Below are 23696 nucleotides of genomic sequence, written 5' to 3'. Positions count from 1 at the left end.
CGAGTGTATGTATCGACCAATACACACAGGCAACACATATGCCAATTAGGTCTTTTCAGATAAACAGACACTTGAGAATTTCAACCAAATACCCGGGCAAAAAACTGCTCAAAATTTACGCAATTCTTGCCCGTTGGGTAATTTCTGGCCTGAAAGGTGAAACCAGATTAATCCTTAGAAACTGATCAGTACCGTTGCGAAAAACCGCTATCCGGCGTCACTGAAAGCTCCATAAATTCACAGAATGCGGTGACCGCATCACTACGCTCGCGCTTTCTCGACCAAACCAAACCCACATCCATCGGCGGTACATGATCAGCCAGTGGACGCACTTCCACCCTTCTCCCTTCCAATGACCAGGGCCGGTAAACCATGTCTGACAGAATGGTGATGCCGTAATCATTGGCGACGAGACTGCGCACGGATTCCACGGAAGAGGTGCGGAAAATGGTATTGGGCTGATAGGGCGTTTGGTTCCAATAGCGCAGAGCGGTATTACTTGCCTCATCGACCGTTAGCATAATGTAGGGATATTGAGCGACATCGTGGAAGGTCACCATTTTGTTTTCCAGCAGAGGATGACTGGAGCTGAGCCACAATCGACGCTGGGAACTCAACAGGGTTTGGAAACTGATGTCTTCCTGGTTAATTAGGTTGGACGTCAGCATAAAGGCAACATCAAATTCCCCTGACACCACGCCTTCTTCGATATCCCCCCGGGTGGCTTCCACCAGCTTCAGGTTCACATTGGGGTAGCTGCGCTGAAACCGGGTGAGGTAGGGTGGCACAAAGTATCCCGCCACGGTGTAAGACATGGCGACGGTAATTGTGCCTTCAACCTGATTGGCGGAGCGGTGCGAAAGTAACATGGCTTCTTCCAGCTCCTTCACAATGTGCGTGGCATGTTGGTAAAACTGGTTCCCCTCATAGGTCAGCAACATGCCATGAGGCTGACGCACAAACAGGTTCACATTCAGCATCTCCTCCAACTGTTTAATGGCGGTGGTAATCGCTGACTGGGAAACGTGCATGGCATTGGCCGCTTGAGAGACCTGCCCGGAGTCCGCCGTCGCGATGAAATAGCGAATCTGTTTCATGGTTGGGAGCATGTTCTGTTTTCCTTAAGTCTTGTATCCATTCTTCTGATATCCAGACCTGTCGACAGGTTTGAAAAATGACACCAAAAAACAATTTAATCATTAAATATCAACAAAATAACTCAGTTTCATTAGGTGATATCACAGCACTTTTTGTTATCTGTTTTTCTAATAACACTAGACAAAACTCTGTAATTTACATACCAGTGATGCAAATTTAACCTGTTATTAACACATCGAGCAATAGTCAAATCCGGCGTTTCTCGCCATGACCATTGCAAACATTGGTTGAAGTAACAGGGAGAAGAAACATGAACGGCAAACCTTCTGCTGTCCCATGGTTAACCTTGGTCGGTGCAATGGCGCTGGCTCAAAGCAGCACTGCAAACAGCGAAAACTGGTACCCGTATACGGTTGATGTCTGGACTACACCATTCGACATGAGCAGTGCCCGCGACGTGATGCAATATCAGCCCGTTGAAAAGGCCAGCAAGGCGTGGGACATCTGCGTCTCCTTCCCGCACCTCAAAGATGCCTATTGGACCGCAGTGAACTACGGCGTTGTGGATGAAGCAAAACGCACCGGTGTCGAAATGCAGTTGGTGGAGGCAGGCGGTTACACCAACCTCAATACTCAGCTTTCACAGATTGAAGACTGTGTGGCTTCCGGTGCAGACGCCGTGATAGTGGGCGCCATTTCTTACGATGGTCTCAATAATCTGGTGAAGAATATCGCCCAATCCGGTGTGCCGGTTATCGACATCGTCAACGGCATGTCATCGCCAGATATCTCAGCGAAGTCTCTGGTCTCATTTGGCGAGATGGGCGCAAAGATTGGCCAGTATCTGGCGGAGCGCCACCAGAATGATAAAGAGAAAGTGAAAGTTGGCTGGTTTCCGGGACCTCCTGGCGCAGGTTGGGTTGAAGCCGGAAACAAGGGTTTTCAATCTGCCGTAGAAGGCTCAAACATTGACGTAGTAGAAACCAAATACGGCGATACCGGTAAGGAAGTGCAGCTCAAACTGGTGGAAGACACCCTCGAAGCACATCCGGACCTGGATTACATTGTCGGTACGGCAGTGACGGCAGAAGCGGCCACCAGCCTGCTCCGCGCCCGAGGTCTCACTGACCAAATCGGCGTCCTTTCCTACTACTTCACCCCCGGCGTTTATCAGGGGATAAAACGTAACCTTATCGTTGCAGCGCCAACCGATTCAGCGGTTATCCAAGGTCGTGTCGCGATTGATCAAGCTATCCGTATCCTCGAAGGCAAACCCTACACCAAACATGTGGGACCGCAGCTTTATGTCATCGATGACAGCAACATAAACAGCTTTGATCGTAACAGCTCCCTCGCACCAGCGAACTTTAAACCGACGTTTACAGTGAAGCCGCAGTGATGGACGCACCGATTCTCAGCCTACACGGGATACACAAACAGTATCCCGGTGTAAAAGCGCTCGACGGGGTGGACTTCACCCTTGAGCCCGGCGAAGTTCACGTGTTGTTTGGCGAGAATGGCGCGGGGAAATCAACGCTGATTTCCATTATCTCCGGCGCTAACCAGCCAACGGCAGGAGAGATGCGCTTTTTTGAAGACACCGTGCGCTTCAAAAGTGTTTACGACGCGAGGCAAAAAGGCATCAGTGCGGTGTTTCAAGAGTTTTCTCTGGTCGACACCCTAACCATTGCCCAAAACCTGTTTCTGGGCGAAGAGCCATTGACCGGACACTTTCTGGATAACGCCACCCTGCACACCGAAGCGCAGGCACTGCTCGAAAAAATGGGGTTTGACCTTGATGCACACCTGCCCGTCAGCGAGCTTTCCCGTGCTGAAAAGCAAATGGTGGAAATTGCTAAAGCGCTTCGTGGCGAATTGTCAGTACTGATCCTTGATGAGCCGACAGCGTCCCTGACGCATCAGGAAACCGAGCAGTTATTTTCACTGATTGATCAGCTAAAAGCACAAGACGTCGGCATTATCTATATCTCTCACCGCATGGGCGAGATCCGCCAGATTGCGGACCGGATTACCGTGCTGCGGGATGGAAAATACATCGGCACCCGCGAGGTTGATACTGTCGAAGAGCAAGACCTCATCACTATGATGACGGGCAGGGAAATCGACAACGTCTATCCGCACGTGCCCTTTTTACCCACTGAAACCGTGTTGGACGTGCAATCCCTGACCACCGACAACCGACTCGTCGAAGACCTTTCTTTCCACGTCAGAGCCGGGGAGATTGTCGGCTTTGCCGGGTTGGTTGGCTGCGGCAAATCCGAAGCGCTCAGAGCCTGTTTTGGTGCAGAGAAGGTCACTGCCGGTTGCGTGGTGTTTAACGGTGAAAATGTCACAGGGCTTAGCATCCGCGAGATGTTGGACCGCGGCTTTTTCTATAACTCCCGTGACCGCAAAGACGAAGGTTTGGTGCTCAATCGCAGTTGCCGGGAAAACATCAGTTTGCCCTCTCTGGGTTCTCATCCCCTTTCCCATCGCCACGGCGCGCTGAATCTTGCCCACGAACGCAAGCAAACCCACAACCTTGCAACAAGGCTCAAGCTCTACCCAATGCAAACCGAGCGCGATGTCGGCCAGTTCAGCGGTGGTAATCAACAGAAAGTGTTGTTGGCGAAATGCCTGACCCGCGATGTCTCGCTGTATGTGTTCGACGAACCCACCGTGGGGGTGGATGTCGGGACACGCGCAGAAATCTATCGCTTTATTGCCGGTTTGTGCGAGCAAGGGGCAGCGGTCGTCATCATTTCTTCCGATCTGCCCGAGGTCGTGCACCTCTCCCACCGTCTCTACGTGATGCGTGAAGGACAAATCGCCGCTCACCTTCAGGGAGCAGAGATAACGGAAACCAAGGCGCTCAGCCACTTTTTTGAATCAATGGAGTATGAAAATGAACAGTGAGCCAGTGAAGGCCAGTTCCCAAGGCGCCGATCTGGGCGCGTCCAAAGGGCAATTTGCCAACCGGATGACACGGTTATTTGTGAAGGTGGGTGTCCTGCCTATCCTGGTGGTGATCGCCGTCGCTATCTTTGCATCGGCATCAGAAAACTTCCTGACTGCGCGCAACCTGCTGAACCTGCTACGCCAGTCCTCGTATCTGGTGATGGTCTCCATCGGACAGATGTTTGTGCTGTTAACCGCAGGGTTTGATCTTTCTGTCGGCACCATTATCGCCCTCTCGTCCGTGGTCGGGGCCACCACCATGGCAGCAACCTATGCGGCTTTCCCAGAATCTGTGTATCTCGCCATTCTTGTAGGGATGGCTGCAGGTGTTGCCGTTGGCTTGGTCGTCGGATTTATCAATGGCATCGGCGTCGCGCATTTTCAGGTTTCACCCTTTGTGATGACGCTGGGCATCTCCTCCATTGGTTTTGGTATCGCCCTTTATATGACAGGCGGATCGCCGGTGTATGGCATGCCAATGGAGTTCGGCAACACCTTTGGCTTTGGCAACATTTTTGGCTTGCCCACACCGATTCTGGTTGCCTTGCTGATGACGATTTTTGCCATGGTCATCGTCAACCGTACCCGTCTGGGCCGCTATTTCTATGCAGTTGGTGGAAACATTAATGCCGCCCGTCTCTCAGGGATCAACACCCACAAAACGCTGATTCTGGCGTACCTGCTCTGCGCGTCCTTCGCAGCCATGGCAGGGATGTTGATCACTGCCCGTCTTGACACTGGCGAGGCCAACATAGGCGCAGCAATGCCCCTCGAGTCCATTGCAGCCTGCGTCATCGCCGGTGTCAGTCTTCGCGGTGGGATCGGGCGAGTGGAACATGTCGTCTTGGGCGCGGTGTTTATCAGTCTGGTGCAAAACGGCATGAACCTAACCCGCGTGGAATCTTACCTGCAAACCGTGGTGATCGGTGCGCTGCTGATTTTTGCCGTCATCGTCGACCAAATTCGTATTCGATTGCGCGCCAAGCTGGGAGCCCACTGATATGCGCCTTACCAACACATTTCAAAAGGAAGGTCTCACTATGATCAACATCAACAGCGACATGGGTGAAGGCTTTGGCATCTACAAACTCAGTGACGACGAAGCGCTGATGCCTTACATCACTGAAGCCAATGTCGCTTGCGGGTTTCACGCCTCAGACCCCAACCACATGAAACGTACCGTAGAGCTTGCCAAGCAATACGGCGTGAAAGTCGGGGCGCATTTCTCGCTACCTGATTTGCAGGGTTTTGGACGCCGTAAAATGCATCTCAGCCAAGACGAGCTGCACAACATGATTGTGTACCAGATCGGCGCGCTGAAAGGCTTCCTCGATATGCTCGATATGCCGCTGAACCATCTCAAACCGCATGGCGCGCTCTACGGCATGGCAGCCTCTGATCCTGACATCGCTGAAACGATTGCCCGGATCGCACACCACTACCAGGTGCCAGTGTTTGGGCTGTCAGGCACCTGCCATGAAACCATTTACAGCGCACACGGTGCAGGCTTCATCCCCGAGTTTTTTACCGACCTCGACTACGATCAAGATGGGCATCTGGTGATCACCCAAACCCACGACGCCACTGATCCTGTCTATGCCGCCAAGCGCGTTCTGAAGGCGGTGGAACACGGCAAGGTCACGGCCAACAACGGTCAGGAGATCCCGGTTGTCGCCCAAACCATCTGTGTGCATTCAGATACCCCGAATGCGGTGGATATCGCCAAAGCGGTCAATGAGGTGTTACAGCCTCACCTTTCCCGCCAAAGCGATGTCTGCACCGCCGAAAAAGAATAGACGTTCGAAGGAGTGATACATGTCTGACAAAGAAATTATCTGCCCGTTACCTGGCATCTTTTACCGCTCGGCTTCCCCCGAACAACCCCGATACAAAGATCCGGGAGACGCTATCGAACCGGGTGACGTGATTGGACTGGTGGAAGTGATGAAATCCTTCCATGAAATTAAAGCGGAGACTTCCGGTGTGATTGACGACTTTTTGATTGAAAACGAAAGCCCGGTCAACGCAGGACAACCTATTGTCCGTCTGAAGTAAGCGCTCTGAATGCACACAAGGAGTCAGTATGACAATCGAAAAATTGCTCATCGCCAATCGCGGTGAGATAGCCGTGCGCATTATCCGCGCGGCCAAGGAAATGGGGATCCATACCGTGCAGGTATACAGCGAGGCGGACAAAGAGTCCCTTGCGGTAAAACTGGCTGATGAAGCCATTTGTATCGGTGCCCCGATGGCGAACCAATCTTACCTTTGCGGTGACAAAGTCATTCAGGCGGCAGAGCAGTCTGGCGCGGATGCTATTCACCCCGGCTATGGCTTTCTCTCTGAAAATGCCAGCTTCTCAGATGACGTGCGTAAGGCAGGCATCATCTTTGTTGGCCCGTCCGGCCAAACCATGACCAAGATGGCTGATAAAGCCCGCGCCCGTGAAACTGCGATGGCAGCAGGTGTACCCGTGGTACCCGGAAGTGCCCCCTCTGATAATCCGGAAGCGGCACTGGAGCAGGCCAAACTCATCGGTTTTCCAGTGATGATCAAAGCGTCAGCAGGCGGTGGTGGGCGTGGTATTCGTGTGATTGAAGACGAAAGCGAGTTCCTGACCCAGTACCATCAGGCATCTGCTGAAGCACAGTCGGCGTTTGGTGACGGCACGCTTTATCTCGAAAAATTCATTCGCCAATCCCGCCATGTGGAAGTACAAATTCTTGCGGATGGCCTGAATGCGGTGCACCTGTTCGAGCGAGAGTGCTCGCTGCAACGACGCCGCCAGAAAGTATGGGAAGAAGCGCCCTGCGCCGTCTTGCCGGATTTGGTGCGCGAAGCCATGTGTCAGTCTGCGGTCTCTCTGGCAAAAAGCGTCAACTACAAGGGCGCGGGCACCATTGAGTTTCTCTACGATGATGAATCTGAGTCTTTCTATTTCATCGAGATGAATACCCGCATTCAGGTCGAGCACCCGATCACCGAAGCCATCACAGGTGTTGACCTGATTCGGGAGATGATTCAGATCGCGTCAGGTCAGCACCTTTCTCTCAAGCAAGAAGACATTCAGCGTAGAGGCCATGCCATTGAAATTCGCCTGAATGCGGAAGACCCCTTCAACGGCTTCCTCCCTTTCCCCGGCGTCATCAAATCTTTCACCCCACCAATGGGCAGCGGTGTGCGTTTTGACGGACTCATCTACTCCGGCTTCGCCATTCCCCCTTATTACGATTCCTTACTCGGCAAGCTGATTGTCTGGGATGAGGACAGGGAAAGCGCGATTCACCGCATGGCAAGGGCACTGGACGAACTGTCGATTGAAGGGGTGAAAACCACACAACCGCTGTTTCAAAAGCTGTGTGAAGCGCCTGATGTGATTAACGGCAATTTTCACACGGCGTGGCTTGAACAATGGCTGGAGACACTCGACGCCCCAAAGCCTGAACAAGGTCAGTCTGACAACAAAAAGGATTGCTCGCTGCCACAAGCAAGCTAAGGAAGGACAATGAAAACACGCTATTCATACGGCGGCGACGAGCATATTTTCGTCGAAGTCAGCGAAGAAATGTCGCTCGCTGCCTTTTTCAAAAGCTTGTCGATCACCCAGGCCATCCGTGAAGCGAACCTGCCCGGCGTTGAGGAAATCTGCCCGGCAAACGCCTCATTTCAGGTGAAGTACAATCCCGACGTTTGCGCGCCTGAAACCATGCTCGCCGCGATTCAGGACATCGAAAAAGCGCAAGCGGCAGGAAAAGCAGAAATCGATACCCGCATCGTTGAGGTGCCGGTTTTCTACCAAGACCCCTGGACCCATGAAACCCTGATGCGGTTTCGCGATCGCCATCAGGATCCGGAAGGCACCGATCTCTCTTACGCCGCCAGAATCAACGGCTATGACTCCATTGAAGCCTTTATTGAAGCACATTCCGGTTCCCCCTGGTTTGTCACCATGGTGGGGTTCGTTTCCGGTCTGCCGTTCATGTTCCAAATGGTTGAACGCGACAAGCAAATACAGGTACCGAAATACGTCAGACCCAGAACCGACACCCCCAAGCTGACGGTGGGCTATGGTGGCTGTTTCTCCTGTATTTACTCCGTGCGGGGCGCCGGTGGCTACCAAATGTTCGGTGTCACCCCTGTCCCTATTTACGACCCGGCGCAAAACGCGGCACACCTGAAGGATTTTCTGGTGTTCTTCCAACCGGGCGACATCGTGAAGTTCAAACCTATCTCAGAAAATGAGTATCACGAGATCGTCAAACAGGTCGAAGACGGTACCTACCAACCTCGCACAAAATCGGTTCGGTTCTCACTGTCTGAGTTTGAAAAAGACATGGCGGGCTATAACGCAGCAATGCAGGAGGCGCTGTATGAGCATTAATGTTATCCACCCCGGGCTCGCCACCTCTGTGCAGGATTTGGGCCGCAAAGGGTATTTTCATCTTGGCATTCCGGTCTCAGGTGCGATGGACAGATTCGCCTGTCGTTGCGCCAACTGGCTGGTTGGTAACGACGAAAACGCGGCAGTGTTGGAAGCGGTGTTTATGGGGCCCAAACTGACGTTCAATCAGGACGCCACCGTGGCCGTTACAGGAGCAGATATGACCCCCATCCTTGATGGGGAAGAGCAGGTCAATTGGGCAAGCTTTGCGGTGAAAGCAGGTCAGACCCTATCCTTCTCACATCTGACAGGCGGCGCGCGAATTTATATCGCCATTGCTGGAGGCATTGATGTGCCTGAGGTGCTGGGAAGCCGTTCGACCTATACGCTCGGGGCGCTGGGCGGATTTGAAGGCAGATTGCTACAAGCCGGGGACGAACTGCCTGTCGGCAGCGATGAAGCGCCGTTTGAAGAACGCTATTTACCCGACTTTCTACGCAGGCCAAGGTTGAATCAGTTGCGGGTGGTTCCCGGCCTTTACTGGCACCGGATCACCAAAGCGGCTGGCGAGCAGTTTTTCAACGATACCTGGCAGGTAGCGCCAGAAGCAGACCGCATTGGCTACCGGTTCAAAAACGGCACGCCATTAGAGTTTGTCGAGCGCGAGCAGCCGTTTGGCGCCGGATCCGACCCTTCCAACATTGTCGACGGCTGTTATCCCTATGGCTCAATTCAGGTGCCAGCAGGGAAAGAACCCATTGTGTTGCACCGAGACGCCGTTTCAGGCGGAGGCTACTTCATGATTGGCACCGTGGTGTCGGTAGACATGGATCTTATCGGTCAGATGCAGCCCAATTCACAGACCCAGTTTGTGCAAGTCTCGCTGGAAGATGCGCTGAAAGCCCGCAAGGAATATGACGCGCTGTTGAAATATGCCAAACAGCATATCGAGAAAAGCGGGGCCGCACGATGACGTTGATTCGAGATAAGGCATTCATTGGTGGCGATTGGGTCGACAGTGAAAGCGGGAAAACCTACCCCATTTTCGATCCTGCCTACACCAACATCATCGCCCATGTCCCTGAGATGGGTGAAAGCGACACCCAAGCCGCGATTGATGCAGCCCAAAAGGCATTCAGCAGCTGGCGAACAACCACGGCTAAGCAGCGGTCAGAAAAGCTGATGAATTGGTTTAACCTCATTATGGAAAACCAATCGGATTTGGCAGCGCTCATTACACAGGAATCGGGCAAGCCTTTGGCTGAGTCCATCGGTGAAGTTGGCTACGGCGCTTCATTCATCCAATGGTTCGCGGAAGAGGGGAAACGCACTTATGGTGATGTTATTCCGACAACCGCGATAGACAGACGTTTGCAAACCATCAAGCAACCTGTCGGTGTCTGCGCGGCTATCACGCCATGGAATTTCCCCATCGCGATGATCACCCGCAAAGTCGCCCCCGCCCTTGCAGCAGGATGCACCATCGTCGTCAAACCGGCAGAAGCGACACCCCTTTCCGCGTTGGCGCTGGCGTCATTGGCGCAGGAAGCCGGTATACCGGATGGTGTCATTAATGTGGTGACCGCCTCCCACGGTGCCGAGGTGGGCAAAGTGCTCTGCGACAGCCCAGATGTACGTAAGCTCTCTTTCACAGGCTCAACAGCGGTTGGCAAAACGCTGATCAAGCAATGTGCCGATACCGTTAAACGGGTGTCGATGGAGCTCGGCGGCAACGCACCCTTTATCGTCTTTGATGATGCAGATATCGATGCTGCTGTCGAAGGGGCTCTGGCCTCCAAGTTCCGAAATGCGGGGCAAACCTGCGTGTGCGCAAACCGCATCTTGGTGCAGTCCGGCATCTATGACGCCTTTGCAGAAAAGTTTGCCAATGCCGTCAGCAACCTCAAAGTCGGCGCAGGGCTTGAGCCCAGAAACCAGATTGGCCCACTCATCAACCGCTCAGCACTCGATAAAGTCGAATCACACATACGCGATGCACTGGTTTTGGGAGCACGGCGGCTAACCGGCGGAGCCAGCCATTCGCTGGGTGGCCTCTTCTATCAACCTACCGTATTGGCCGATGTTACCCCTGCCATGCGGATTGCTTCTGAAGAGACCTTTGGCCCCGTCGCTCCCCTTTTCCGCTTTGAAGATGAAGCGCAAGCCATTGCGATGGCCAACGACACGGAATATGGCCTCGCTGCCTATTTCTATTCGCGGGACACCCAGCGCTGTTTGCGTGTCAGCGAAGCGTTGGAATACGGCATGGTCGGCGTGAATGAAGGCGTGATTTCTAATGAAGTCGCCCCCTTTGGCGGTGTGAAAGCCTCCGGCTTAGGCCGGGAAGGATCGCGACAAGGCATCGAAGAGTACCTCGAAACCAAATACGTCTGCTTTGGCGGACTCTTGTAACTCACCAGTATCAGGAACCAACAATGAACAACCAGTCACTGATGGATCGCCGCAATGCGGCGGTTCCCAGAGGCGTGGCTTCGGCTACCCCTCTGTTTGTAAAACGTGCCAAAAATGCAGAATTTTGGGATGTGGAAGACAACCGTTATATCGACTTCGCGGCGGGAATTGCAGTCGTTAATACCGGTCATAATAACCGCGCTGTCACGCAGGCAGTCACTGAACAAATCGAGAAATTCAGCCACACGGCTTTTCAGGTCGCGGGCTATGAGAATTACATTGAGTTAGCCGAACGTTTAAATGCCATCGCCCCGATTGATGATGCTAAAACCATCTTAATGACCACAGGTGCTGAGGCATTGGAAAATGCGGTAAAAATCGCACGTCATTACACCAAACGAAGCGGTGTTATCGCCTTTCATGGTGGGTTTCATGGCCGGACGCTTTTAACCATGGGCATGACCGGAAAAATTGCCCCATACAAAGAAGGCTTCGGTCCGTTCCCGAATGACATCTACCACATTCCCTTCCCGGTTCCTTATCAGGGCATTGATACCGCCTATTCGCTGCAACAACTGGAGAAACTGTTCAAGACGGACATTGCTCCCTCTTCCGTTGCCGCCATTGTGCTGGAACCTGTTCAAGGGGAAGGCGGGTTTTATGCCGCGCCAAATGCGCTGATGGAACACCTTCGCGCCCTTTGCGATGAACACGGCATTGTGCTGATTTTCGACGAAGTGCAGACAGGCTTTGGTCGCACAGGGAAAACCCTCGCTAGCGAACATTTTGATGTGCAGCCCGATTTGATCACAGTGGCAAAAGCGCTGGCAGGTGGCTATCCACTTTCTGGCATTATCGGCAAACGCGACATCATGGACAGCCCAACGCCGGGCGGCCTTGGTGGTACCTATGGTGGTAGCCCAGTGGGATGCGCAGCCGCACTAGCTGTTTTGGATGAATTGGAATCCAAATGCCTTAATGACCGAGCCGAGGCTGTGGGAAGCCGCCTGCATCAGGCTTTTTCCGAGATAAAAGAACTGAATCCTGAGCTGCCTATCGATCATATCCGCCACAAAGGTGCCATGATTGCGTTTGATTTCGTCTTCGATGGACAACCCGAACCCCGCCATGTGCAGCCTTTTATCAAAGCCTGCCGGAGCAAAGGGCTTATCTTGCTGCCCTGTGGTCAGTTCGGCAACGCAATCAGATTGCTACCACCACTCACTGTCGAAAACCATATCGTCGAAGAAGCGATAGACATTATGAGGAAGGCGTTGCTCTCTTTGCGCTAACGGAAAACAGAGAAGCCACCCTGCGGGGTGGCTTTTAGGAATGCTGAATGCCATCGATAGCTAACATGTTTTTGCCCCTTTTCCCGTTAGAGAACGGTAAATCCATACAGTCCTACTTCAAGATTTTTCGATACATTTTCTCATGCAAACTTAGAGATTTGTGGATAAGCGCCCCATAAACCTCAAATTTTCATCATGCTGAGTCCACCATAAGGTCAAGCCACGCACCGACCAAAAATGGAAATCCTGTTCGAAAGCTAAGAATCTAGCCAGCTATCACAACATGTTTTTTGTGAACATCACGGTCTGAGCCTTTCCACTTTCTATACCAAACGCCAACAATTAACGCGTTCAGAAACAGTAAGCTCAGGTGGCTTTGTCAAAGGCGAAATCATCGAAAAATCGACACGCTAACATCTGGTCAAATGCCCGTTGCCAACATGACGCTATTCATTATGAAGTTGAACTATGCATTCCCCAGGGAACACCTGCGACCAAGTTAGCCGACTTATTCGGAGCACTGTCATGAGGAGAATGTTAAGTGCACTGAACGTTTACTTGTATTGTGAGCGCTCCACGATCCCACAGGGGAAGAAACCGGGCCGCTATCCTCGGGAGGGTGTACGGGATATCCCGGCGGCATGTGATGAATATTGTTAGGGGTTAGCAAATCAGTCATCTAGCGGTAAAACCGGAAAACTGGGAATGCTTTTACCACACGCGAGTTCTTCATCTCTTATAGCGAGATGCCAGTTAAATGAATCACGTAACTTTTCACACGTTTTTTCATCGTAAAGGGTCGCTGGATCTTCTGTAAAGTCAACTCTTAGAAAGTAAGCACCCGATAAATCGGCTTCATAAAATTCAGCATTGACAAGGTTTGAGTCGGTAAACGAAGCTTCTGACAAATTAGCGGCTATAAAACTAACGTTTGCTAAGTCAGCATCATTAAATTTAGCTCGTTTCAGCCGCGCGAAGTCAAAATTTGAGTTCGTTAAATTGGAACCAATAAACTCTTTCCTATCCAACAAGCCATATGAGAAATCTTCATCAGTTAATGTTTTGTTGTTGAAGTCTGGTGTGCTACTAGTTGTTGGAGGGATCCTTTCCCCACAAGCAATAGCCTCGTCTCTTACTGCATGCTGCCAATCAAATGCTTTCTGCAAAATGGAACAAGTTTTTTCATCATAAAGGCTAGATTCGTCCTCAGTAAAATCAACATTTACGAGCATTGCGCGTTTGAGGTCAGTGAATTCGAGATTTGCATTCACTAGCGAGACATCTCTAAGTTTAGTATCGTGAAACTTAGCCAAGAAAAGATTGGAACCCGACAAATTCACTTTGTGAAAATTAGCGCGTTTTACTTCGGAGTGAGCGAAATCCGTATCTCTTAAATCTGTTTTGAAAAATAGTGAATCATTTAAATTTGCGCCCATGAATTTTGCCGATACGAGCTCAGAAGAGGTGAAGGAGCTGTTTGAAAGGTTCGCTCCAGACGCCTTGAATTCCACGAAATTAGATCGCGAGACACTAATAGACGACAAGTCGGCATGAGTGACGTTGGTATTTATAAATTCAGAACTTAGTATTACAGCTTTCTCGAGAGCTGAATTTTCTAATGTTGCGTCTTCTAGTTTTAGATTATAAAAATAGGGTCCTGAACTATTGGGATTGGCATCTAGGTGACTAGATAGGTCAATTCCGATTAATGATTCTCCTTTTCTGTTGAGATACTCTAGAGCTTCTTTTTTTCCACTGTTCCCTGGTGCCTGTGACGCTAGAAGTTGCCAGGCATTCACAGTTCTTTGCTCCTCTCTCCCCGTATAATCCCAATAGAAGCTTAATAGAGTGAATATCAGCAGTAGAGAACTCAAAGCAGAAAAAATTCTCGTCAAATGAAGGTTTTCAAGCCTCAAAGCTAAATGGCGCAGCGGAGTAGAAATGTGGCGCGGGTTCTTTTTTTGATAACGTCTAAACCCCGGACCTACCGACTTCTCAACCAAACCTTCCCCCTCGGTGAACATCTTCACTTAAACCGTCAACAACAAAGCAGGCATTTTCGGGTCATGAATCGTCTTTTATGGCCTGCATCTATGACCTATAAGTTGGGCAACCGCTCCCGTCAACGCCTTGAGGGGCTCCATCCGCACCTCGTCCAAGTGGTGAAACACGCGACAAATATTAGTGACGTAGACTTCACGGTGCTTCAGTGTTAACTGATAAAGAGAATGGGCGTAGGCAACTATTCATTGTTTGGCCTTTAGTATCGATTTGGTGCTTAATTGCTTCTAGGCACATAGCGAAAGATTATGAATGCCCGATGACAAAACATTTCGCATTTAGTGAAGGTGGCGGAGGCACATTTTATGGGATTTTATGCTACTTCTAAACTTTCATTATCTTTACATTGGCTTCATTAGCAGGTGCTCTAGCACAAGAAATCTGGATGCTACGTTTCCTCAATCTAAAATTATCAGAAGCTGGGTGTTTCAATAGCAACCCAAAACTCAAAATTGTCCCACCTCGTGCCAGGTCGATCTGTTCTGGCACGTTTATGCCCCAAAGTGAGCCAGCATTACTTTTAAAGCGGTATGTTATAGACCCCCGTTTATCATGCCTTTTTATCATCCAATCCTCACTTGTTCATTGTTGATACACTCGACAGGTGAAATTGTGTCGCATGCTAATGATACCCCCTAACTTCTGGGCATTTTCACCAGCTTATTTTTGGCTTTGCTAAAAATGGTTTTAAAACAAAGGGAAAGTCAGCATCAATAGACAGTGGCTTGTTATTTGTGGACAAAAGGGGGTGTTTAAATGTCCATTTAGGGACCTAATAAATTATTATATCGCTTTATCTTTTTACGAGTATTCATTCTGAGGTTTAGCAAGCTAAGCCAGTTTTCCATAGCAGGTGGATTAAATCTGTATGGCTTTAAATTTCAGTCTGGTGACTTGATTAAAGTGTTTATTTCTCAGTGTTCGGATTTTAATTCAAAAAGTCTTGTTCATAAAGGTGTTATCGGCAAGCCGCGATCGTCTTTTGGTTGCGGATAACAAGACTATACACGGGGCGCTTTGTTACTGCGGTAAGCTTTTCAAAGTTCTTACAATACATGCAGTTAAGTGGTTTTTGGTGGTTTGGTAAGCGCCCATTATTGCGACATTAGCATTAAGATTAGATATAAGGTGTTGTAATCATCACCCAAATGGAGGATGTCAAAATGAAGACAACAATCACAAAAACTATATTGATCATGGCCGTTTCAGCAGCCCATGCAGAGAATGTTCCAGAATTCTCTCATGCTCCTCAATGCCAAGTTCATCAGGAGCAATTAAATAATATTAATGAAGGGTTCAAACAGCAATATGACAATTACAATGATGAATCCGAAGAAGTAAAAGACAAGTCTGATGATTGTGGTGCTTGGATTAAAGGCGATATAACATGGGATATTACCACAATGCGTTTTGGCACGCCGTCAGTAACAATGAAAACGCAGGAATGGAAATTCCATGTACCGCAAGTAACAATGAAAAATGAAAGAATGTCTTTTGATTTCGTGTCCACATATATGGCACCAACAAAAACAGGGCAATACCCTGAGATTTATTGTACAAAGCACTTGATCCCAAAATGTACTGTGAAGTGGTCGGATATCATTACATATCTCCCTCAATTCAAAACTGAGAGAAAAGAAATTGTTATAGGCATTCCACATTTCAAGTGGGAAATAACCTCTGTAAAGCTAGACGTTCCTGAGTTCTTTATACAGCAGCAAGAGTGGAAGATGCATTTACCTCAATTTACAGCAACTGATGGGTTTATAGGCTGTGGAGAAGAAGTGAAAAACCGGTCAGAAAACCTTCAGTCTGGTATCTCGTCCACAAGATCTGCTCAAATAAAGCAGTCATCAGCAGCTATGGCTGGTATGTTCGGCTGTCTTCGAGATGATCTGATGGCGAAAAAGGCAGAAGTAGCAAACAAATTCAATGGCTCTATTATGCAAATGAATCAAAGTATAGAGGCCGTTAAAGCCGCTGGAGCAGACCCCACAAAATTGAAAGATCAATCAGGTAAGGATGTCAATCTTGTTGCCAATAGAGATGAACTTCTTGTTAAGCAGACAGAATCACTGGAATCATTTGATAATGCAATATCTCAATTAAACGAACAGGAAAAGAAGGCAATTGAAAAAATGACGGGCAGCTCAGTGTAGAAAAATGCTAACACATATAACCCCTTCTCCGGTCAACTGGCAATATCCTTATTTTGGCTGCATCAGCAGCCAATGCTCTCAAACAATAGCGCCGTCTACTTCGATTTTCCCTACCTGAAGTTATCCGAATCAGACGCTTTCGAGCACCAATCCTAACTCGTTTTTGTCCAATTATACGCTACACCACCCTACTCACCCACGCTGCCTTTGTGCTGTTCCGAAGGCGGTGCGTTGACCATGATGGGCACAGGTTGGTGGGTTGGGTGAAGTGAGGAAAACTGGTGGTATTAATTCTTTAATGTTTTATGGACTTCATCCCATAGCGCTTCAGCTTCTGTGGCCAATTCTTTATCCCAGATAGACACAAATAACTTTTTCGCTCTATCTTCTGGATTTTCACTTGCACAGTATACCTCTAACTTTCTATGGCCACTTTTTGAAAGATATCCATCAAAATGAACGAGTTCGACACCATCAATAGTAGAGTTTGAGATAACTTTTTGGCCTTTGTATCTCAAATCAAAGTACCGGACTAACCGCTGAACTTCAGCGAGACATTCATCGCCATCATTAAAATTATATTCGCCTTGTATTGAATAAATTTTCTTCGATGAGTCAATTAATTGAATTCTCACATCTTCAAATGGAAACTGATCGTTCTCAGCAAGTAAAGGTACATAAAGCAGTTGAGTTGGATACTGGTTATCTTTACGAAGTTTTGCGTTCAACTCACTGGGAAGAGCACCACCAACAGGTAAACCAAACACTGAGTTTATATCGTCGCTCTGTGCAAAAGACATTGCACAGAAAAAATATAGAGCCATTAGAGTCCATTTCATCAACCTAATCTCTCTTCATTTGGCATTATCGTTTTTATGTATTTTTATCATATCTAACATTTAGATCAGTTAGGTGTAGCAGTTTGAAAAAACACCGCACAAGGCCGCGCGGCCTTTGTTCTGTTTCAAAGGCAGTGCATCACCCATAGCGTTGCCAGTGCGCCAGTGGTCAGTAACACCTATTGGTCACATCACTCTGACTCTCCGCACTCAGCTGTTGGTTTCTCGCCAGAATATCGATGCCTTGCTGATGGAAAAAATACAGTAAATCAATAAACACCCAGTTTTCAGCGAGCTTATCGCCATCTCGGCGGTAGATATCAATCACGCGCATGTCGAAGTAATTGTCACTCGCCGCCATCCCCATAAAACCGCCCGAAGGTTTCAGGCTAAGATTCGGCCATCCGAAGAATCCGCCGAAATGCCCTTCGGCGAACTTACAGACATGACCGTTGAATATGCGGTCTGAAAAGCTGGCTCTGAAAATACCCGAATGTTGCTTGGCATAGCGTTCGATCGTGTAACTCGCGCCGATGCCGGTCGGCCCCCACCAAATCATGTCGTCGTGCCAGGTGAGCGCCAGTTCTTCTTCCAAACTCAGTTTGTTGTCCCAATTGCCCAAATCAGAAATCATCTTGTTGATGACATTGAGAGTTTTTGCCCCTTCTTGCGCAGGTTGAAGGGTTGTCATGATGCCATCATGGGTCATCGGACCGGGCTGCACCAGCTGCGCGCCACTCTGCGGCGGAAAAGGATTTACCCCCGCTTGCACCATGACACCGGGAATATCCGCAAAGAAAGCAGACTGAGCGATCTTGCCGTCCACGACTTGTGTGAACTCACAGTAGCGCAAGAATGCCATGCGGCCTGTTCTCGGTATGCCGAGCCAATGTTGATCGAACAAGCCCATCAGGTGGCCCATCGATAGCACCCAAATACTGCCATCCTCATCGAGGCTATTTTCACCTGCCATGAAAATATCCTGACGACGCTGAAGCGCACGGAAGGAAGCTTTGAATGGCTGCCAGACTGTCTTGATGACATCACTGGCATTATCGATTTCGTTAAAGGGATGGCAGCCCCGAAAGTGGTAATCCGGCGAGCAATATTCGGCAAACACGGCTTCCAACTGATCACCTGAAGTAGCGTCCAATGCCTGATAAAACGACCATGCTTTCTCTTTCGCTTGTTGTAGCACTGCCGACATAACTTACCCTTTTACCGCGCCAGCGGTCAGGCCGGACACAATTTGTTTTTGGAAGAAGAGAACCAGGAAAAACAGCGGGATCATCGCCGACACCACCGCAGCAACCGCAAACATCACGTTACCTTCCACCTGCGTGGTGCCAAGGAAGCTGGCGATCTTCGGCACCATGGTTTGGTTTTCCTGACTGAGCAGCATGCCCGTAACGGCAAAGTCGTTATAGGCCAGCAGGAAGCTGAACAAACCTGTGGTGATCACACCCGGCCACATCACCGGGATAATCACGTGCTTGAAGGCTTGGAATCGAGTGCAGCCGTCCACCATTGCACTCTCATCCATGTCTTTTGGAATGTTGAGGAAAAAAGAGTGAAGCATCCACAGCGTGAAGGGTTGGTTAATGGCCACCAGCACAATAATGGTGGTGCCAAGGTGCCCCCACAAATTCCATTCGAAGAATGGCAGCATGTAACCCGAAACCAAAGTGATGTGAGGCATGGCGCGAAGCACCAAGGCAATCATCAAAATCCATAGCGAGTAACGAAAACCGGATCGAGCCAGCGCGTAACCACCCAAGGTGCCAATGGTCAGGGAAATGATGACCACAGAGAACACCACCACAAAAGTATTGATGGCGGCGAGCCAGAAATCCTGCTCAATCCATGCGCCGTAGTAACCTTGCCCCGTGAACTCGGAGCCCGTTTCCAGCAAGGTCTTTACACCGTAAATCGCGTTCATCCAATCAGATTTGGAAAAGAAATCTGCCTGCACTTTGAATGAGCCCCAAGCGGTCCAAAGAAACGGGCCTGCAGCAATGAGTAGCCAAACAATAACAAAGGCAATCGAGACCGTTTTTAGCCAGACAGGCTTCTTACGTACTTCTTCCATGATGGTCTCCTAGGCTGACTTACGGTTGAAATCGCGCCAGGTTCGAATGAACACAGGCATCAGAAGAATCGCCACACCCAGAATGGTGAGCATGGATGTGGACGCAGCAGAACCAAAGAGCTGAGAATCCGTGCCACGCAAATCGTTGTAGATAAGCCAACTGAGCGATGTGGCGTGCGCTTCGGCCGCAAAGCCGACAATGGGCTCGAACACCCGGAAGTTATCCATCAGCTGCATCAAGGCGACGAAAGTCACCAGCGGTGCCATATGCGGGATCACGACAAAACGAATCGTCTCCCAACGCGATGCACCATCAATCATTGAGGCTTCCAGCGTATCGGTCGGCACGGTCTGAAGACCGGCGTAGAAGACGATGAAAGAGAAAGGCACCGACGACCAAATGCCGTAAATAAAGAGTGTTATCCAGGTCAGTGTCGGCGAGGCTTTCAATGACAGACTGTCGTCATCAAACCAGATTTGTAGGGTCGCCCCGATAACGCCATCGGCGTCAATCATCCAGAACAAAATCAGTGAACCAATCAATGGCGTCACAATCATGGGGAGCAACGAAAGGAAGATCGTGGGACCTTTGACTAACTTGGGCAATGCGTTGACGCAAAGCGCCACTACCAGCCCCAGCACAATCACCAACGGCGTGACGATGAAGGTATACGCCAGCGTAAAGACCAGCGCTTTGTAAAACGGCAGATTCATCATGCGGTCGACAAAGTCACCCATGGAAGATGAAGCATCCCACGCTTCGCCTAACTCCTGAAAAGCCAGATGGCTTCGGTTGGTGTAGGTATCCATGCCGTTAAAACGCCCGAGCGGCTCCTCTTCGCGAAGTTTGTCTGTCGCTTCGCGATCAACCGCAACCGTGGTTTTACAGCCAAACGGACCACAGTTTTCCGTTTCCAACACAATTTGCTCGTGTTCCACATAAAGCGACTGAACAAATACTGAAACGATCGGCAATGCGATGAGCAAAAACATGACCAATAACGATGGCCACATGAATTTTAAGAATGTGCGATGTGGCATGAACTCCACCTTTCGTTCGGTAAGCCCCGAATTCCTCCGGGGCTAAGGTGTGATAGAAGCCTATCTATTACAGATGCTTGGGTAGTAAAGTTTTTTAGTCCTTACAGAAAGCCCTGTTCACGGGCTGAAGTCATATACGCTGCTTCAATGTCCTTGAGCGCTTGTTCTGCCGATTCATTACCCAACAGAAAATCCGGTAGTTCTGCACCTAACGCGGAGTGCAGCAAACCCATGTAAGGCAACATAGGGTAAGGGTTAGCTTGCTCTTGAACCGTTGCAATCACTCCCATCGCGGACGCGTCTGGCTCATAGCCTTCAATCAACCACACCGCTTTTTCTTGGTTGGCCTGCATCATCTCTGTCGAAATGGCATGGGTCATCACTTTGAACGTTGCCTCGGCGTCTTGCGGGGAAAGGTTACTGGCGACTGTCCATCCGTCCCACCAGAGCGTCGCACCCGGTGTACTGCCACCAGAGAATACTGGTGTATTGGTGAGTACTGTGTTGGCAACAATCTCTGGACTTGAGCCTTCACCATCCAGAATCGCAGTCGCCCGCGAGCCCCATAAAAGTGCCAGCGCGACTTTTCCGTCTTCCCACAAAGCTTGGGTGCTGTTGGAATCAAAGGTCAAAAAGTCAGGGTTAGAAAGCTCCGTCAGTGCTTTAAGCGTATTGAGCGTTTTCACACCATTGGCATTGTTAAGGTTCGGAATCGCACTGCCCGGTTTGAAGAAGCTCTCTCCGGTGGCACTAAAGACATTGATAAACTCTTCACCGAGATTCCATCCGGTTTTGGTATTCAGAGCGACAGGGTATTTCATCAGTCCCATCTGTTGAATTTTCTTGCCTGCAGCAATCATGTCCTCAAAGGTTTTCGGTGGTTCGACACCCGCTTCTTCGAGGATATCTTTGCGGTAAAAGAGGTGTTGCGAATTCGCCATGAAGGCCACAGCCATCACCTTGCCATCAATCTTGATCAACTGTGACGGCTGAAGACTTTGCCCGTATTTTTCCACCATGTCGTCGAGAGGCTGGATCAGACCTTCATTCAGTAACGGCACAATAGAACTGGTTGATACAACGGCTGTGGAGTACTTGGCAGGATTCGCTTTCAGCGCGGCGTTTTGTAGGTCGCGGTGGTCTTTGGTTTGGTTTTTGGTCACGCTCAGCTTGTCCGTGGCACATCCCTCAGCCTGCGCTGCTACCGCGTGCAATGCGGGAAAGTCATTCGACAATATGTTGACGTTTCCTTCCCCTGCACCGCACCCGTCTGCGGCTGTCACCTGATGGGTGATAGCGAGCAAACTCGCCATGGCTATCCCTTTCACGCTGCAATTCATGTTGCTCTCCTACTTCATCCGATAAGCAATAACTAACGATTGCGTCTCTCACTAACTTGCCTGACTTCAAATCCAGACAGAAATAGATACGTATGCAAAAACAAGATTTATTGGTTTAGGTAGATTTAGCAAGAAATCTTTAATTCCGTCCCGAACAAAAAATAGTCAATTTTTATTTCCATCAACTCATTGAAAAACATTGAAATATTAAATTTTGTGATAATTTTCATTCATTTATAAATAGATGATTTAACTAACATTCTTATTAATAAGAAAACAATCCAAGTAAATATATTTGTGTGACCGCACTCAAATATCGCCAAACTCAGCATTCTAAAACTCATATTTCTTTGCTTATTTTGAATACGTACCCATTGAGTTTCATTCAACGTGGAGAGCAATCATGGCTGAAGTGCAGTTGCGTCATATCGATAAACGCTGGGGTGATTTTATCGGCGTCAAAGATTTCGATTTGACCATTCCTGACAAGGAGTTTCTGGTCTTACTTGGACCATCAGGCTGCGGTAAAACCACCACAATGCGCATGATTGCCGGGCTAGAGGAAGCGACCAGCGGGGAAATATTGATTGATGGCAAGGTAGTGAACGACCTTGAGCCGAAAGACAGAGACGTCGCCATGGTTTTCCAAAGTTATGCGCTCTACCCCAACATGAGCGTGTACGAAAACATTCGCTTTCCACTTAAAGTTCGCAACATCGACCCGGCCACCCATGATGAGAAAGTGATGCGTGCAGCGGAAATGGTCGAGCTCACTAATTTCCTCCACCGTCGCCCTGCGGATCTGTCCGGCGGTCAGCGTCAGCGTGTTGCTTTGGCGCGCGCCATTGTCCGCGAGCCCAATGTGTTCCTGATGGACGAACCGCTCTCGAACCTGGATGCAAAACTGCGCGTTTCAACGCGGGCGCAAATCAAGAACCTCTCCCACGAGCTGCAAATCACCACGATTTACGTCACCCATGACCAGATTGAAGCCATGACGCTGGCAGATCGTGTGGTGGTAATGAGCGCAGGTAACGTGCAGCAAGTGGGCACACCGACAGAGATTTACAACTACCCAGCCAACACCTTTGTGGCGAGTTTTATTGGTTCACCCGCGATGAACCTGATGAAAGGCAAGATTGCGGGCGGAGTGTTTACCGCAGAGAACGTCACCATCACAGGGTTGGATACAAGCCTTTCCGGCAACATCACGCTGGGGTTCCGTGCTGAAGATGCCGTTGTCACTGATGGCAGTGAAACGTCCAGCGGCATTAACGCCAAGGTCTTCTCCATCGAGCTGTTGGGTGATGCCACCATGATCACTGTCAAGGTCAATGATGAACTCGTCGCCATCAAAGCGGATAAAGAGTATGTCACCGACATTGGCCAACCCTTCTCAGCCACAATTTCCGCCAGTATTTGTCATCTCTTCGACGCAGAAACTGGCGAACGACTCTCTCAACCGGAGTCAGCGTAAATGAAAGGCTCAAGGCCCGAACAAGCGGCACTCACCAAAGACACAGACATAACAAAGACGGATGAAACCCGTCAGGTTATCGAATCCATGGTGGACGGCCTTAACGATCACCGCATTGCCGACATCGGCGAATTCTTCTCGCAAGGGTTTCGCTGGTTCGGTAATCAGGGTTGTGGCACCAAACATGGGTTGGAAGCATTTCAGAGGAACTGGCAAAAACCCTTTCAGGCTGCCTTTTCAGACAAAGTTTGCGTAGACGAAGCGAGACTTTACATGGGTGAGTGGGCAGCCGCATTTGGTCATCAAACCGCCAAGCATACCGGCACATTCATGGGCGTGGCACCGACCGGAAAAGAAGTCGAAATCCGCTACATGGATTTTTGGAAAGTACAGGACGGCAAAATCGTCGACAACTGGGTCATGGTGGACTTTCCCTATGTACTCGCCCAACTCGGCGTCGATGTTTTTAACGGCGAAGGATGGGAAGCGTTTGATCGCAACGAAAAAGTCCCGCCATCACCGGCTTCTTAATTCTCACGCACTACCGCC

General features: G+C 49.6%; 20 protein-coding genes and 1 pseudogene. 14 read left to right on the top strand and 7 right to left on the bottom strand.

Translation table 11 applies throughout. The features are described 5' to 3' along the window. Positions 1-185: 185 nt before the first annotated feature. Positions 186-1109, bottom strand: coding sequence for a LysR substrate-binding domain-containing protein (locus tag D515_RS18435; RefSeq protein ID WP_002540649.1), 924 nt, complete (start codon positions 1107-1109; stop codon positions 186-188). Positions 1110-1408: 299 nt separating this feature from the next. Between D515_RS18435 and torT the strand changes: the two genes are divergently transcribed. From torT to tnpA, 11 genes and pseudogenes are all read left to right on the top strand, one after another. Beyond that, positions 1409-2497 (top strand): TMAO reductase system periplasmic protein TorT, encoded by a 1089-nt coding sequence (gene torT, locus D515_RS18430; protein WP_002540648.1) that lies wholly within the window; start codon positions 1409-1411, stop codon positions 2495-2497. After that, a complete protein-coding gene (locus D515_RS18425; RefSeq protein WP_002540647.1) occupies positions 2497-4014 on the top strand; it encodes a sugar ABC transporter ATP-binding protein in 1518 nt (505 codons plus the stop codon). The genes torT and D515_RS18425 overlap by 1 nt, the downstream gene beginning before the upstream one ends. Next, the gene (locus D515_RS18420) at positions 4004-5056 is read left to right on the top strand and encodes an ABC transporter permease (RefSeq protein WP_002540646.1); all 1053 of its coding nucleotides are present in this window, start codon (positions 4004-4006) and stop codon (positions 5054-5056) included. Before D515_RS18425 ends, D515_RS18420 begins: the two co-directional genes overlap by 11 nt. 40 nt (positions 5057-5096) lie before the next feature. Then, positions 5097-5852 (top strand): 5-oxoprolinase subunit PxpA, encoded by a 756-nt coding sequence (pxpA, locus tag D515_RS18415; protein WP_002540645.1) that lies wholly within the window; start codon positions 5097-5099, stop codon positions 5850-5852. 19 nt (positions 5853-5871) lie between these two features. Further along, positions 5872-6111, top strand: coding sequence for an acetyl-CoA carboxylase (locus D515_RS18410; RefSeq protein WP_002540643.1), 240 nt, complete (start codon positions 5872-5874; stop codon positions 6109-6111). A gap of 28 nt (positions 6112-6139) precedes the next feature. Beyond that, positions 6140-7552 carry an acetyl-CoA carboxylase biotin carboxylase subunit gene (locus D515_RS18405; RefSeq protein WP_002540641.1) on the top strand — a complete coding sequence of 471 codons (1413 nt, stop codon included), beginning with the start codon at positions 6140-6142 and terminating at the stop codon, positions 7550-7552. A 9-nt stretch (positions 7553-7561) separates the two neighbouring features. Then, positions 7562-8437, top strand: a complete 876-nt coding sequence (locus tag D515_RS18400; RefSeq protein WP_002540640.1) for a 5-oxoprolinase subunit B family protein — start codon at positions 7562-7564, stop codon at positions 8435-8437. Beyond that, positions 8427-9410 carry a 5-oxoprolinase subunit C family protein gene (locus tag D515_RS18395; protein WP_002540639.1) on the top strand — a complete coding sequence of 328 codons (984 nt, stop codon included), beginning with the start codon at positions 8427-8429 and terminating at the stop codon, positions 9408-9410. Before D515_RS18400 ends, D515_RS18395 begins: the two co-directional genes overlap by 11 nt. Further along, entirely contained in the window at positions 9407-10849 is a 1443-nt protein-coding gene (locus D515_RS18390) for an NAD-dependent succinate-semialdehyde dehydrogenase (protein WP_002540637.1), read from the top strand. Before D515_RS18395 ends, D515_RS18390 begins: the two co-directional genes overlap by 4 nt. A gap of 23 nt (positions 10850-10872) precedes the next feature. Beyond that, positions 10873-12141: a 4-aminobutyrate--2-oxoglutarate transaminase gene (gene gabT / locus D515_RS18385; protein ID WP_002540635.1), complete on the top strand. Its 1269-nt coding sequence runs from the start codon at positions 10873-10875 to the stop codon at positions 12139-12141. A gap of 217 nt (positions 12142-12358) precedes the next feature. Beyond that, positions 12359-12670 (top strand): annotated as a pseudogene (tnpA, locus tag D515_RS26230) (IS66 family insertion sequence element accessory protein TnpA); the annotation flags it as partial. 142 nt (positions 12671-12812) lie between these two features. Here the strand turns inward: tnpA and D515_RS18380 are convergent. Further along, positions 12813-14165 carry a pentapeptide repeat-containing protein gene (locus D515_RS18380; protein ID WP_002540634.1) on the bottom strand — a complete coding sequence of 451 codons (1353 nt, stop codon included), beginning with the start codon at positions 14163-14165 and terminating at the stop codon, positions 12813-12815. Between the two features lie 1200 nt (positions 14166-15365). Between D515_RS18380 and D515_RS18370 the strand changes: the two genes are divergently transcribed. After that, a complete protein-coding gene (locus tag D515_RS18370) occupies positions 15366-16361 on the top strand; it encodes a hypothetical protein (protein ID WP_002540633.1) in 996 nt (331 codons plus the stop codon). A 287-nt stretch (positions 16362-16648) separates the two neighbouring features. On the opposite strand, the gene D515_RS18365 is transcribed toward D515_RS18370, so the two are convergent. The 5 genes from D515_RS18365 to D515_RS18345 all read right to left on the bottom strand — a co-directional run bounded on the left by D515_RS18365 (position 16649) and on the right by D515_RS18345 (position 21670). Continuing rightward, entirely contained in the window at positions 16649-17200 is a 552-nt protein-coding gene (locus D515_RS18365; RefSeq protein WP_039850297.1) for a hypothetical protein, read from the bottom strand. A gap of 169 nt (positions 17201-17369) precedes the next feature. Continuing rightward, on the bottom strand, positions 17370-18407 hold the full coding sequence (locus tag D515_RS18360) for a nuclear transport factor 2 family protein (RefSeq protein ID WP_002540631.1): 1038 nt from the start codon (positions 18405-18407) through the stop codon (positions 17370-17372). Between the two features lie 3 nt (positions 18408-18410). Continuing rightward, positions 18411-19289, bottom strand: coding sequence for a carbohydrate ABC transporter permease (locus D515_RS18355; protein ID WP_002540630.1), 879 nt, complete (start codon positions 19287-19289; stop codon positions 18411-18413). A 9-nt stretch (positions 19290-19298) separates the two neighbouring features. After that, positions 19299-20330 carry a carbohydrate ABC transporter permease gene (locus D515_RS18350; RefSeq protein ID WP_002540629.1) on the bottom strand — a complete coding sequence of 344 codons (1032 nt, stop codon included), beginning with the start codon at positions 20328-20330 and terminating at the stop codon, positions 19299-19301. Between the two features lie 101 nt (positions 20331-20431). Continuing rightward, positions 20432-21670, bottom strand: coding sequence for an ABC transporter substrate-binding protein (locus D515_RS18345; RefSeq protein WP_002540628.1), 1239 nt, complete (start codon positions 21668-21670; stop codon positions 20432-20434). Positions 21671-22073: 403 nt separating this feature from the next. On the opposite strand from D515_RS18345, the gene D515_RS18340 reads away from it, so the two are divergent. Together D515_RS18340 and D515_RS18335 are read left to right on the top strand one after the other, a co-directional pair. Then, a complete protein-coding gene (locus D515_RS18340) occupies positions 22074-23147 on the top strand; it encodes an ABC transporter ATP-binding protein (protein ID WP_002540627.1) in 1074 nt (357 codons plus the stop codon). Further along, on the top strand, positions 23148-23678 hold the full coding sequence (locus tag D515_RS18335; protein ID WP_002540626.1) for an ester cyclase: 531 nt from the start codon (positions 23148-23150) through the stop codon (positions 23676-23678). It abuts the gene before it with no gap. The last annotated feature ends 18 nt before the right edge of the window (positions 23679-23696 follow it).

This window comes from Grimontia indica, assembly GCF_000333895.2.
GTDB classification, from domain to species: Bacteria; Pseudomonadota; Gammaproteobacteria; order Enterobacterales; family Vibrionaceae; genus Enterovibrio; species Enterovibrio indicus.
The sequence above is the reverse complement of the archived record's forward strand: the minus strand, read 5'-3'. Positions and strand labels throughout refer to the sequence as shown.

Excerpts from the sequence above, each read along its gene's own strand:
- D515_RS18435 (WP_002540649.1), bottom strand. The coding sequence starts at position 1,109 with ATGCTCCCAACCATGAAACAGATTCGCTATTTCATCGCGACGGCGGAC.
- torT (WP_002540648.1), top strand. The coding sequence starts at position 1,409 with ATGAACGGCAAACCTTCTGCTGTCCCATGGTTAACCTTGGTCGGTGCA.
- D515_RS18425 (WP_002540647.1), top strand. The coding sequence starts at position 2,497 with ATGGACGCACCGATTCTCAGCCTACACGGGATACACAAACAGTATCCC.
- D515_RS18420 (WP_002540646.1), top strand. The coding sequence starts at position 4,004 with ATGAACAGTGAGCCAGTGAAGGCCAGTTCCCAAGGCGCCGATCTGGGC.
- pxpA (WP_002540645.1), top strand. The coding sequence starts at position 5,097 with ATGATCAACATCAACAGCGACATGGGTGAAGGCTTTGGCATCTACAAA.
- D515_RS18410 (WP_002540643.1), top strand. The coding sequence starts at position 5,872 with ATGTCTGACAAAGAAATTATCTGCCCGTTACCTGGCATCTTTTACCGC.
- D515_RS18405 (WP_002540641.1), top strand. The coding sequence starts at position 6,140 with ATGACAATCGAAAAATTGCTCATCGCCAATCGCGGTGAGATAGCCGTG.
- D515_RS18400 (WP_002540640.1), top strand. The coding sequence starts at position 7,562 with ATGAAAACACGCTATTCATACGGCGGCGACGAGCATATTTTCGTCGAA.
- D515_RS18395 (WP_002540639.1), top strand. The coding sequence starts at position 8,427 with ATGAGCATTAATGTTATCCACCCCGGGCTCGCCACCTCTGTGCAGGAT.
- D515_RS18390 (WP_002540637.1), top strand. The coding sequence starts at position 9,407 with ATGACGTTGATTCGAGATAAGGCATTCATTGGTGGCGATTGGGTCGAC.
- gabT (WP_002540635.1), top strand. The coding sequence starts at position 10,873 with ATGAACAACCAGTCACTGATGGATCGCCGCAATGCGGCGGTTCCCAGA.
- D515_RS18380 (WP_002540634.1), bottom strand. The coding sequence starts at position 14,165 with ATGTTCACCGAGGGGGAAGGTTTGGTTGAGAAGTCGGTAGGTCCGGGG.
- D515_RS18370 (WP_002540633.1), top strand. The coding sequence starts at position 15,366 with ATGAAGACAACAATCACAAAAACTATATTGATCATGGCCGTTTCAGCA.
- D515_RS18365 (WP_039850297.1), bottom strand. The coding sequence starts at position 17,200 with ATGAAATGGACTCTAATGGCTCTATATTTTTTCTGTGCAATGTCTTTT.
- D515_RS18360 (WP_002540631.1), bottom strand. The coding sequence starts at position 18,407 with ATGTCGGCAGTGCTACAACAAGCGAAAGAGAAAGCATGGTCGTTTTAT.
- D515_RS18355 (WP_002540630.1), bottom strand. The coding sequence starts at position 19,289 with ATGGAAGAAGTACGTAAGAAGCCTGTCTGGCTAAAAACGGTCTCGATT.
- D515_RS18350 (WP_002540629.1), bottom strand. The coding sequence starts at position 20,330 with ATGCCACATCGCACATTCTTAAAATTCATGTGGCCATCGTTATTGGTC.
- D515_RS18345 (WP_002540628.1), bottom strand. The coding sequence starts at position 21,670 with ATGAATTGCAGCGTGAAAGGGATAGCCATGGCGAGTTTGCTCGCTATC.
- D515_RS18340 (WP_002540627.1), top strand. The coding sequence starts at position 22,074 with ATGGCTGAAGTGCAGTTGCGTCATATCGATAAACGCTGGGGTGATTTT.
- D515_RS18335 (WP_002540626.1), top strand. The coding sequence starts at position 23,148 with ATGAAAGGCTCAAGGCCCGAACAAGCGGCACTCACCAAAGACACAGAC.